Genomic DNA, 12,039 nt, shown 5'->3' on the forward strand with positions numbered 1-12,039 from the left:
TAGCAGCCCCCCGGCTCCCTTTGGGTGTCGGGAGGGCGTGCCGCACTGAGCGCACGAACCTCTCGTTGGTGAAACGCCGTCAGGCGCGACGCCCACCCGAAGCCGCCGGGGGGGCATCCGAGGCCGGCGGCGCCTGGCGGACTTCTCGCTCGGCGTGCCGGAGACCCTGCGTTTCCACCGCTTCCGAGAGGTTTCCATGTCGTCCCCTTCCGTCTCCATCCTCAGCGCCGAGGAGCTTCGGCGCGCGCTCTCCGTTCGTGACCTGACCGACCCTGCTTCCGGCCCGCATGCCCTGCAACGGCTGGTGGCCTCCGCGCTGGACGCCCTGCGCTCCGCCTGGGGCTGCGACGTCCTCATCCACCGACAAAGCCCCGTCGTCTCCATCGCCGACAACTACGACCGGCTCCACTATCCACCGGGAGGAGTGGCCCGGGACGCGCGCTACACGCGGTATGTCTGTGACACGGCCCTCTTGCGCTCACAGACGTCCGCCATGATTCCGGCCGTGCTGCGCAAGCTGGCGGCGTCCCCACCCGAGGACGTGCTGTTGGCCTGTCCGGGCCTCGTCTACCGCCGCGACTGCATCGACCGGTTGCACACCGGCGAGCCGCACCAGATGGACCTCTGGCGCGTGCGACGAGGACCGCCCCTCACCTCCGCGGACCTGCGACAGATGATTCACACCGTGGTGGGCGCGCTGCTGCCCGGGCGCGAGGTGCGGCTCACCGACGCCGTGCATCCGTACACGACGGACGGGCTCCAGGTGGATGTTCGCGAGGGCGAGGAGTGGGTGGAGATTGGCGAGTGCGGCCTGGCGCTGCCAGCGCTGCTCGCGGAGAGCGGCCTGGAGGCGGGCCCCGTCACCGGGCTCGCCATGGGCCTGGGGTTGGACCGCATCCTGATGTTGCGCAAGGGCCTGGATGACATCCGGCTCTTGCGCTCCACGGACGCGCGCATCTCCGCCCAGTTGTTGGACCTGGAACCCTACCGTCCGGTGTCGCTGATGCCGGCGGTGCGCAGGGACATGTCGCTCGTCATCGACGAAGGCCGGACGTCCGAGGAGCTGGGGGACGCGGTGCGCGCCGCGCTCGGCGAGCGGGCGGAGCTGGTGGAGAGCGTGGAGGTGGTGACGGAGACTCCGTACTCCGCGCTCCCTCCCGGCGCAGTGAAGCGCCTGGCCCTCCGTCCGGACCAGAAGAACGTGCTGCTGCGGGTGGTGCTGCGCGCGTTGGAGCGCACGCTGACGCATGACGAGTGCAACGTCCTGCGCGATGACATCTACGCGGCGCTGCACCAGGGCACGACATGGGAGTGGGCCGCGCGACCGCACTGAAGGCCGCGCGGCGGAGGGCCGGACGCTCAGACCTTGTAGAGCAGGTCCATGTACTTCTTGAGCAAGTCGCTCACCAGGCCCCTGAAGGGGACGGCGGCCGCCATGCCGTAGACGGGCGCCATCGTCCCCTTCTCGCCCGGGTGGGCCTTCACGTGCTCCACCGCCTCGCGCAGGTCCGCGAGGAAGCGCTCGGCCACGCCCGGCTGCGCGTGCCGCAGGGTGACGCAGAGGTGCACGGCCGCGGGCTTGTGCAGTCCGTTGAGGCTCCACCCGCGCTCGCCCATCCGCTCCATCACCTTGAAGATGTCCAGCGTCTGCGAGCCGAAGGCGATGACGAACAGCGGGTCTCCCAGCACGTGCAGCTCGGGGACGGAGCGGATGCCCTGCTTCAGGGTGTCCGCCGTCTCCAGGATGCGGCGCGTGGCCTCCATGTAGCCCTGCTCGCCCATGCTCACCAGCGACGCCCAGGCCACGGCGATGAGGGCGCCGGGGCGGCTGCCGGAGAAGGTGGGCGAGAAGTAGATGCCCCCGGGCCACTCGGTGGCCGTGAAGTACTGGTGCGAGCGCAGCGCCGTGCCCCGGTACAGCACCACCGACGAGCCCTTCGCCGCGTACCCGAACTTGTGCGTGTCCACGGACATGGACGTCACGCCCGGCAGCCGGAAGTCGAAGGGCGGCACCTGACGCCCCAGCGCGCGCGCGAAGGGCAGCACGAAGCCGCCCAGGCACGCGTCCGTGTGGAAGCCCAGGCGCTTCTTGCGCGCCAGCTCCGACAGCTCGGAGATGGGGTCGATGACGCCGTGGGGAAAGCCCGGCGCGGAGCCGATGAGGAGGATGGTGTTGCGGTTGAGGGCCTTGCGCGTCGCCGCCACGTCCGCGCGGTAGTCCGGCCCCACCGGCACGCGCACCATCTTCACGCCGAAGTAGTGCGCCGCCTTGTCGAAGGCCGGGTGCGCGCTGGAGGGCGCCACCATCTCCGGCTTCGTGATTCCCTTCGTCTCCCGGGCCCAGTCCCGGTACGTCTTCACCGCGAGCATGATGCTCTCGGTGCCACCCGAGGACATGGAGCCGCAGACGTGCTCGTCGGGCACGCGGCCCGCGTTGGCGGCATCGGAGCCCAGCATGCTCGCCGCCATGGCCACGACCTCCGCCTCGAACTTGGTGGCGCTGGGCCACAGGTCCGCGTGCAGCGGGTTGCTCTGCGAGTGCAGGGCGTAGACGCGGTTGAGGAAGTCGATGTGCTCCTGGTCACCGTTGTAGACGGCACCGGACACCTTGCCCTCCCGCCAGCGCTCCTCCTCCTGAGCCTCCAGCGCCTGGAGCTCGCGCAGCACCTCCTCGCGAGAGCGGCCCGTCACCGGCAGGCGCCCGAAGGCCGTCATCTTCCCCCGGTAGGGCTTGAGGCTCCCCTCCAGCTCGGACAGCAGCGTGTCGGTCTCCTTCGACAACAAGTCCCGCACCAGCGGCACGGCCTTGAGGTAGCGCTCGGCCGCCGACAACAACCGGGGCGGGACGTGGTTCAGCAGCTTGAGCGACTTCGGGTCTGGCAGGGCCATCTTCACTCCTTGGCGTCAGGCGCTCCGGGCGCGATTGAGGCGCGCGAAGATGGCCTTGTTGCTCTTGTAGAGATTGACGAACTCGCGGAACAACTCGTCGTACATCGCCCGGTTCGCCGGGTCGGGCTCGAAGGTGCGAGCGATGGGAACGAGCGACGGAATCTCCTCCACCGTCAGCTCGCCCAGCGCCACCGCCGCCTGGAACGCGGCCCCGCGCGCGTTGGCGAGCACCGGCTCGTCCACCTGCTGAATCACCCGGTCCAACACGTCCGCGTGAATCTGACACCACAGCGCGGACCTGGCGCCGCCACCGATGATGCGCAGCGAGTCCAGCCTCCGGCCGACGAACTGCTCCACGTAGGTGAACAGCCAGCGCGAGTTGTAGGCCACACCCTCCATCACCGCCCGCACCAGGTGCGCACGGGTCGTCTTGAGGGATTGGTTGAAGAAGCCCCCGCGCAGCGACTTGTCATCCACGGGGCTCCGCTCCCCGTTGAGCCAGGGCATGAAGATGAGCTTGTCGCTGCCCGCGGGCACCTTCCCCGCCTCGCGCTCCATCAACCGGTACACCTCCGCGGAGTCCTCTTCCGCTCCGGGCCCGCCCCCCTGGCCATACAGGATGTTGTCCTTGAGGAAGGTGAGGCAGATGCCGGCGGACTCCTGCTCGTTGGCCAGCAGATAGCGCCCCGGCAGCGCGGAGGGGACGGAGGCCATCTGATGGAACAGGTCCGACTTCTTGTAGGGCACGTGGCAGCACAGCCAGGACGACGTGCCCACGCACAGGTGCGCCTCGTGGTCTCTCACCGCGCCGGAGCCCACCGCCGCCGCGAGGATGTCCGGCGCGCCCGTCACCACGCGCACGTCTTCGCTCAGCCCCAGCTCGTTCGCGGCCCGGGCGCTCAGCGGCCCCAGCACGCTCGCCGCGGGCACCAGGTCCGGCAGCTTGTCGCGGTGCAGGCCCACCATCTTCAAGAGCCGCTCGTCGTAGACGATGCGGTTCAGCGCGCGGTTGTCCGTCACCCAGTGCAGGGTGATGGAGTCGAACGACGCCGCGAAGCGTCCGCTCAGCCGCAGGTTGAGCCAGTCCTTGGGCTCCAGGAACTTGTAGGCGTCGCGGTAGATGTCGGGGTGCTCGGCCTGGAGGTAGAGGATGTGGCCCACCGGGTCCTTGCCGGAGAGGCTGGGCACCCCGCCCGTCAGGCGAATCCACGTCAACAGCCGCGCCGCGCCGTAGCCTTCGATGGGAATGAGCCCCCCGGCCACGCGCCGGACGTGGGGGGCGCCGCGCGAGTCCATCCAGATGAGCGCCGGTCGCAGGGGCTTGCCTTGCGCATCCACGGCCACCGTGCCGGACCACTGGGAGCTGCAGTTGACGCTGACGATGTCGCGCGCGGCCACCCGCCCCGAGGCCAGCAGGCGACGCGTGCCCCGGACGACGGCGCTCCACCACGCCTCCGGGTCCTGCTCCGCGCCTCCGTCGGGCAGGAGGTCGAGCGCCAGCGGCTCCACCTCGCCGCCGAGAATCCTTCCGCGAAGGGTGACGACGGCCAGCTTCACGGCCGAGGTGCCCAGGTCGATGGCCAGGATGGACTTCTCGCCTGCTTGGGACACTCGGCCCTCCGAGCCGGACTGCGTGATGCCGCCAACGCCGCGGCGCCGGGACTCTAGAAAGCGCGTCGCGCATCCCGCCATCCACAACTCACGGCAAGGGCGCTTTTCTGAACGCCCGGGCCCCGCGCGCGCCCGAGGTGCTAGCCTGCGCCGATTCCTGGGGGTGGCATGCGCCGGTTCTTCGTCAGCGCGCGGGAGCTGTGGCAACGGCACCCGGTGGCGCTCGGTCTCTCGGTGACCTTCACGCTCAGCCTGCTGCTGCGCTGGCTGTATCTGCAGTCCGCGCCGGACCGCGCGTGGCCCTTCTCCATCTTCTTCTACGGGGACGCGCGCTTCTTCCACACGTACGCGCTGGAGCACGTGCGCGGCACGGAAGGCCCCGCCACCCTGCCCTACCATCCGCCCCTGTTCCCCTGGCTCCTCGGAGTGCTGTACCGCGTGCTGGGGGAGCCCCAGGGCAATGCCTATCCATACAAGCTGTGCCTCGCCGCGCTGAGCGCGGCCACGGTGGCGCTGTCCTGGGCCTGGTGGCGCAAGCTGCTGGGCACCGCGTGGAGTCTGGTGGGCGCGGCCCTCTTCGCCTCCAGCTTCGGCTGGCTGGTGCTCTCCACGACGTACAGCAACGAGGTCCTCTACGCCTTCTTCCTGTCCGCCACGCTCGCGCTCGTCCTGCGGCACAAGGCAGGGCCGACCTGGGGCGGCGCCGCGCTCCTGGGCCTCGTCATGGGCCTGGGCTCGCTCACCCGCGCCGAGCACCTCTACCTGTGGCCCTTCCTGCTCGCGTGGGCCTGGCTCTACCGGGGCTCGACGCCGCTGCCCGCGCTCGCCAGCCGCTGGGGCGCCGCGGTGCTCGTCTGTGGACTGGTGCTCGCGCCGTGGGCCGTGCGCAACGCGAAGGTGCTCGGAGAGCTGAACGCGAACACGCCGACGCTGGAGCCGCTGCCGGTGCTCGCGCCCGTCACCGCCTATGGCCCCATCAACTTCGCCATGGCGAACCACGCGCGCGCCACCGGCGGCTTCACTCCGGACTCCGTCAATCAGCTCGGCCAGGAAGGCCACCTGGACGTGGCCAATCCCGCGCAGCGAAAGCTCTTGCTGCATGGCTATGCGGTGGGCCTGGAGTGGATGCGCGAGCACCCCGCGGACGCCGCGCGCCTCTGGAGCACCAAGCTGTCGCGCTGGCTGGACGGCCTGAGCCTGGGGCTGGGCGCCTCCAACCTCCCCTCCGGCCTGAGCGGCGCGCGCGCCCCGGTGGACCTCTTCGTCCCCGAGGGCACGTGGCTGAAGTGGCCGCTGCTCGTGCTGCTCGTCGCGGGCGCCGCGCTGTCCCTCACCCGCCCCTGGCGCGAACTCAGCCTGCTCACGCTGGTCGTCCTGCACCGCGCGCTCATCACCGTCGCCTTCTTCGGCTACACGCGCGGCCTGCTCACCATCTTCCCCGCACTGGTTCCGCTGCTGCTGCTTCCCCTCGTCGTCCTCACCGCGCGCCGCCCCGCACTGGCCACGCGCGTGCCCGCACTCGTGGTGGCCCTGCTGCTGCTGTTGTGGGTGGAGGCCGGCGCGCTGGCGCTCGGCGCGCCTCGAGGCTTCATGGCCAGCGGAAGCACGGACAGGACCAGCGGCAAGCTCATCCAGGATGACTGGGTGCGCATCTGGCCCCGCTAGCCCGCAACACCCTGTCAATAAAATTTTGGTGGCAGTGGCACACTTCCGCGCTCAGAGCCATAGCGGGATTTACTTACAGTGCGTTATGGCGTCGGCCAGTGAACACTTCGCGGCCTTGTTTTTCCTGGGGATCCAGTTTCGATTGGTAGCCGGGGAATAAGGCATATTCATTTTTTGGTGAGGCATCAGTAAGGCGTCTGCGGGCTCCGTCTTGGAGCCACCTCGGGTCCGCCCCTCGGGACCCCCTTAGAGGAGAACCGCATGCGCCACACCAAGGTGTCAGCAGCATGTCTTGCCTTGCTCATGTCAGCGACGAGCTGGGCGGTGCAACCCCCCGAACAGGGGCAGAGCGCCATCGCCAGCAAGGCGTTCTACAAGCCCGAGTTCTACCTGCCCATCCAGAACACACCGCTGGAGCAGGCGATGCGGACCATGGCCAAGGACACGGCCACGGGCTGGGATGACTTCTTCGCCCGCAACGGGAAGGACTTCCGCGTCCACATCGACCCTCGCACCGGCACCCCGTCGGGCATCGAGGGCTCCATTCCCCTCATCCCCGGCAAGGGCTTCCGCAACAACGTGACGCTGGACGGCGTGCGTGAGTCCATTGGCCGCTCCGTGGCGGCCGTGGACGAGTCCGTCATCGGCGACCTGGTCTTCAAGTTCATCGCGGACAACCAGGCCGCGTTCAACATCGACCTGATGCAGCTGGGCTCGCCCCGCATCACGGCGGTCAACGAGAACCTGTGGCAGGTCCACATCCAGCAGGTGGTCAACGGCCTTCCGGTGCGCCACGCGCGCATCGCCGCCACCATCAGCCACGGCAACCTCATCCTCATCGGCACCGAGGCGTGGGCCAACGTGGGCATCGACACGCGCCCGGCGCTCGCGCCGAACGACGCGCTGGTCGCGGGCAACGGCTTCGTCGGCCTGAACGCCAGCCCGCAGCAGCTCTGGCAGCAGCCCACGCTGGAGGTCGCCCCCATGGCGCCCCAGGGTGAGTCCTTTGCCGGCGCCGTGGGGACCGGCTACGAGCATCGCCTGGTCTACGCCTACGGCTTCCAGGACCCGGACGCCCACCAGCGCTGGAAGGTGACGGTGGATGCGCACTCCGGCGAGACGCTCGCCATCGAGGACGACAACCACTACTTCGACGCGCAGATCCAGGGCGGCATCTACCCGTCCACGAACATCGGCACCTGCGTGGACAACACGGTGTGCGGCACGATGAAGCCCAACTCGCCCATGCCCTGGGCGAACACGGGCCTGGCCTCGCCCAACAACTTCACGGATGGCGCGGGCATCTTCGCCTATAGCACTGGCACCGCCGCCACCACGCTGTCCGGCCGCTACGTCCGCGTGGCGGACACCTGCGGCGCGATCAACGTCAGCTCCACCACGGGCAACATCGCCATGGGCGGCGCGAACAACGACCACGACTGCATCACCGGCCAGGCGGGCAACTCCCCCGCGTCGCGCTCCAGCTTCTACGAGCTGAACAAGCTGGCCGAGCAGGCCCGCGGCTACCTGCCGGGCAACACCTGGCTGTCCACGCAGCTGCTCGCGAACGTCAACATCAACAGCACCTGCAACGCCTTCTGGAACGGCACGTCGGTCAACTTCTACCGCAGCGGCGGTGGCTGCCGGAACACCGGTGAGATTGGCGCCGTGTTCGACCACGAGTGGGGCCATGGCATGGATGACTTCGACTCGAACGGCGTGCTGTCGAACTCCAGCGAAGGCTACGCGGACATCGCGGCCATCTATCGTCTGCAGACGTCCTGCGTGGGCTACGGCTTCTTCCAGACCGGCAGCCGTGGCTGCGGTGTGACGCCGGACGGCACGGGGCAGAACCAGAACGAGTCGCAGGTCGGCACGCCGTGGTGCAACACCCGGTGCTCCGGCGTGCGTGACGCGGACTGGCAGGCGGCCACCTACGGCGGCGTGGCCGCGCCCCCGGCCACCCCGCAGAACTTCGTGTGCCCCAACTGCAGCTCCGGCACGGGCCCGTGCAGCCGTCAGGTTCACTGCGCCGCCTCGCCTGCCCGTCAGGCCGCCTGGGACCTGGTCAAGATCGACCTGGCTGGCGCGCCGTTCAACTACGACTCCAACACGGCGTTCATCGTCGGCAACAAGCTGTTCTACCAGGGCAGCGGCAACGTCGGCGCGTGGCACTCCTGTAACTGCACCGGCGGCACGTCCGACGGCTGCGGCTCCACCAACGGCTACATGCAGTGGCTGGCGGCGGACGACGACAACGGCAACCTGGCGGACGGCACGCCGCACATGACGGCCATCCACGCCGCGTTCAACCGTCACAACATCGCCTGTAACACCACCCCCCCGGTGAACTCGGGTTGTTCGGCCGGCCCCACCGCGGCGCCCACGCACACCGCCACCCCGGGTGACGGTCAGATTGCCCTGAACTGGACGGCCTCCGCTGGCGCCAGCGAGTACTGGGTGATGAAGACCGAGGGCATGGGCTGCAACTTCGGCAAGGCGAAGGTCGCCACCGTCACGGGCACCACGTACACGGACTCCGAGGTCGCCAACGGCCGCGAGTACTGCTACTCCATCGTCCCCGCGTCCTCGAACGCGTGCTACGGCGCGGCGAGCGCGTGCTCGTGCGCCACGCCGGCCTGCACCGCGCCGGGCCTCGCCACCCTGTCCACCCCCAGCAACGGTGCCACCGGCGCGGAGCTGGCCGCGGTGCTCGACTGGGCGGACGTGTCGGGTGCCTCCACCTACGAGGTCCAGGTGTCCACCGACCCGACGTTCGCGACGGTGACGGCCTCGGCCAACTCGCTGGTCTCCAGCACGTGGACGGTGTCCCCGGCGCTGAACGTCAACACCACCTACTACTGGCGCGTGCGGGCGAACAACTCGTGCGGCGGCGTGGGGGCCTGGTCCACCGCGTTCAGCTACACCACGCGCGGCTGCACGACGCTGTCGGCTCCGACGCTCGCGTCTCCGGCGGACGGCGCCACGGGCGTCGCGACGTCGGCGGCGCTGGACTGGTCCGACGTGCCGAGCGCGGCCAACTACGTGGTCGAAGTGGCCTCTGATTCGGCGTTCACCAACATCGTCCGGACGGGCACCGCCCTGTCGGCCAGCAACTGGACGGTGACTCCGGCTCTGACGAGCGCCACCACGTACTACTGGCGGGCCCGCGCGGCGGATGTCTGCGGTGCCAGCCCCAACAGCACCGTGCGGAGCTTCACCACCAGCACGGTCTGCACGCCCGCGCTGGCCACGTTCAACACCACGCTCCAGGCTCCGACCTGCGGCAACGTGTGCGGTTGCGACACCGGCACCACGCTGGTCAACGGCCGCGGCACGCTGTCTGGCGGCATTGAGCAGAACCAGCCGAACACCATCAACGACTCGTGCGCGGACGGCGTCTCCGGCGTCTACCACACCGACGAGAGCATCGACCGGGTGGTCATCAAGACGACGGACCAGGGCGCGTTCGCCACGGGCAAGCAGGTGACGGTGGAAGTCACCGTGTGGTGCTGGGGGACGACGGACTTCTTCGACCTCTACTACACGACGAACGCGTCGGCTCCGTCCTGGACGGCGCTGACCACCAACGTGGCCTGCACCGCGGGGGGTGTCGCGAGGACCTTCACCCACACGTTCAACCTGGGTGCCACGGCGGGCACGCACGCCATCCGTCCGCAGTTCCGCTTCAACGGGACGGCGAGCGCGTGCACCAGCGGCTCCTACAACGACCGCGACGACCTGGTGTTCTCGGTCGGCACGTCCGTGGCCGCGGCGGACAGCGGCAAGTCCGTCACGTCGCAGGGCCGCTCGGCCCCCGCGGGCCGCTGAAGCCTGGCGCCACGCCTCCGACGCTTCCCGGGTCGGAGGTGCGGCGCTGACGTCAACCTGAGCTGAACGAGGAGGGCTTCCGGGACACACTCCGGGAGCCCTTCTTCACGTCCGGGCGCCACGCCGCTCAGTGGCGGTCGCTCTCCGAAGGCGGCCCCTCGCGCTCGGGCGTGTCGTCCATGGGGCCCGCGAACAGCAGCCCCTCTTCCACCGCGCCCCGCCCCGCCTGTCGCCGGGCATTCTCGCGGCGGTGGACGCGCCTCCAGTTCAGTTGCCGCGCCCGGAGCAGTTCCTGGACGAGCACCTGCGCGGCGGCGGCCAGGGGCACGGCGACGACCGCGCCCAGGAGGCCCGCGAGCGCGCCGCCACAGAGCACGACGATGGAGATGAGCAGCGGGTTCATCCGGATGGCCCGGCGCTGCACCATGGGGCCCAGCACGTTGGACTCAATCTGCTGGTAGACCATGAAGACGACCAGCGCGATGACGGCCGCGCGCAGCCCCACGGTGGCCAGCGTCGTGAGGCTCACCAGCACGGCGCTGATGACACTGCCGATGTAGGGGATGACCCCCAGCACCATCACCGCCAGCCCCAGGGCCAGGAAGAAGGGCACGCCCTGGACGAGCGCGACGGTGGCGGCCACGGTGCCGCCGATGGTCATCACCAGCAGCGTGCCGGCGACGTAGTTGCTCACCGCGGCGCGCATGCGCTCCACCAGCCCGCGCACGTGGTGCCTCCGGCGTGGCACCACCCACTGGAGGATGCTCTCGTAGAGTTCCTTGCCGAACAGCAGGCTGAAGACGGAGAGGGCCACCACGGTGATGCCCGCCGCCAGCAGTCCCAGGGTGGAGGAGAGGACCCCGACGGCACGACCCGCCAGGTCCATCGGCTCGAAGCGCAGCAGTTCCTCGGGATGCATCTCGAAGCCGTAGCGAGCTCCCAGCTCCCGCACCCATTGGGATTCGGAGAGCCGCTGCAGCAGCCCCGGCATCGCCTGGACCAGGCCCTCAATCTGCTGGACGAGCGCGGGCACCAGCGTGCCCACCAGCACGCCCACCAACCCCAGGAGCACCAGCGCCACCACGGCCACGCCCAACCCGCGCTTCAGGCCCCACCGCTCCAGCCGGCGCACCAGCGGGTCCAACGCGAGGGAGAGCAGCAGCACGACGGCCAGGAGCGTGAACAGCGGATACAGCCGCCGGAGCACCAGCCAGCAGACCGCCAGGAGCAGCACCTGCAGCCCCACGGCCCACACCGTGCGGGCGGGGACGTAGACCGGCAGCTGGCGACTGGAGTCCTTCATGAGCGACAAGGTAGGAAGTGATGCGCCGCCAGTCAGGCCCCCTCGCGTGCGAGCCTGACAAGCTCCGCACCTGAGAGCGGCCTGTCGGGCGCGCGGCGAATGGCCGTCCCCCCGTGGGGCAGCCGAGCGACCAGGCCCCTCCGCGCCAGCTGACTCCACGGGGCGGGCAGCGGCGCTCCGAATCGAACCCGTGCGATGGGGGTGCAGGCACCCCACCCTTTTGTTCGACGAGGTGGGGACACAACTGGACCACGCCCTTGTCCGATAATCTTCAAGCAGGTCTGGAATCGCCACGCCACGAGGAGGGCGACACGATGTGGATTGAAGCCATCGTCATGCCCCGGGAGCAGCCCACTGCGTCCCGGCCGTCCTCTCGCCAGGGTGGCAAGCGACCAGCCGCGTCCGCGCCCGCCAGGAGTCGAGCGGCGGTGCATCGGCAAGCGGGCGAGGAGAGCCAGCAGTTCCGCGACACGGTGCTGGGCTTCCTGCGGGCGCGGGAGTTGATGAGCGCCGTGCGCTGGGTAAGCGAGCCGGGGTTGTTTCCCCTGGTGACGCTGCACTGCACGCGCGGCGTGCTGGAGCAACTTCGCAAGGAGCCGGGGTTCGAGGCGGGGTTGTCCATGCCGCTGGAGTTGATGACCTGAGCACTGACGTCCGCCGGGAACGTCCCTAGGTTTCCCTTGGGAAACATGGGCGGGCCCGGGGCGTGTGGGGCGCGCGGCGCTCCTCCCTCCTCTGGC

7 protein-coding genes are annotated in these 12,039 nt (G+C 69.7%); 4 read left to right on the forward strand and 3 right to left on the reverse strand.

Features of this window, described 5'->3' with window-relative positions; translation table 11 throughout:
* The first annotated feature begins 196 nt into the window (after positions 1-196).
* Positions 197-1,333 carry a hypothetical protein gene (locus tag HUA75_RS18545; RefSeq protein ID WP_174487169.1) on the forward strand — a complete coding sequence of 379 codons (1,137 nt, stop codon included), beginning with the start codon at positions 197-199 and terminating at the stop codon, positions 1,331-1,333.
* Between the two features lie 26 nt (positions 1,334-1,359).
* Here the strand turns inward: HUA75_RS18545 and HUA75_RS18550 are convergent, their stop codons facing one another.
* Positions 1,360-2,889 carry an aminotransferase class V-fold PLP-dependent enzyme gene (locus tag HUA75_RS18550; RefSeq protein ID WP_174487170.1) on the reverse strand — a complete coding sequence of 510 codons (1,530 nt, stop codon included), beginning with the start codon at positions 2,887-2,889 and terminating at the stop codon, positions 1,360-1,362.
* Between the two features lie 15 nt (positions 2,890-2,904).
* Positions 2,905-4,500: an FGGY-family carbohydrate kinase gene (locus HUA75_RS18555; RefSeq protein ID WP_246136966.1), complete on the reverse strand. Its 1,596-nt coding sequence runs from the start codon at positions 4,498-4,500 to the stop codon at positions 2,905-2,907.
* 168 nt (positions 4,501-4,668) lie between these two features.
* Between HUA75_RS18555 and HUA75_RS18560 the strand changes: the two genes are divergently transcribed.
* The gene (locus HUA75_RS18560) at positions 4,669-6,165 is read left to right on the forward strand and encodes a glycosyltransferase family 39 protein (protein ID WP_174487171.1); all 1,497 of its coding nucleotides are present in this window, start codon (positions 4,669-4,671) and stop codon (positions 6,163-6,165) included.
* A gap of 261 nt (positions 6,166-6,426) precedes the next feature.
* On the forward strand, positions 6,427-9,996 hold the full coding sequence (locus HUA75_RS18565) for an endopeptidase (RefSeq protein WP_174487172.1): 3,570 nt from the start codon (positions 6,427-6,429) through the stop codon (positions 9,994-9,996).
* Positions 9,997-10,123: 127 nt separating this feature from the next.
* On the opposite strand, the gene HUA75_RS18570 is transcribed toward HUA75_RS18565, so the two are convergent.
* Positions 10,124-11,299 carry an AI-2E family transporter gene (locus HUA75_RS18570; RefSeq protein WP_174487173.1) on the reverse strand — a complete coding sequence of 392 codons (1,176 nt, stop codon included), beginning with the start codon at positions 11,297-11,299 and terminating at the stop codon, positions 10,124-10,126.
* A gap of 428 nt (positions 11,300-11,727) precedes the next feature.
* On the opposite strand from HUA75_RS18570, the gene HUA75_RS18575 reads away from it, so the two are divergent.
* The gene (locus HUA75_RS18575; RefSeq protein WP_254614498.1) at positions 11,728-11,943 is read left to right on the forward strand and encodes a hypothetical protein; all 216 of its coding nucleotides are present in this window, start codon (positions 11,728-11,730) and stop codon (positions 11,941-11,943) included.
* Positions 11,944-12,039: the final 96 nt, after the last annotated feature.

It is taken from the genome of Myxococcus sp. CA040A, assembly GCF_013336725.1.
GTDB lineage: Bacteria > Myxococcota > Myxococcia > Myxococcales > Myxococcaceae > Myxococcus > Myxococcus llanfairpwllgwyngyllgogerychwyrndrobwllllantysiliogogogochensis.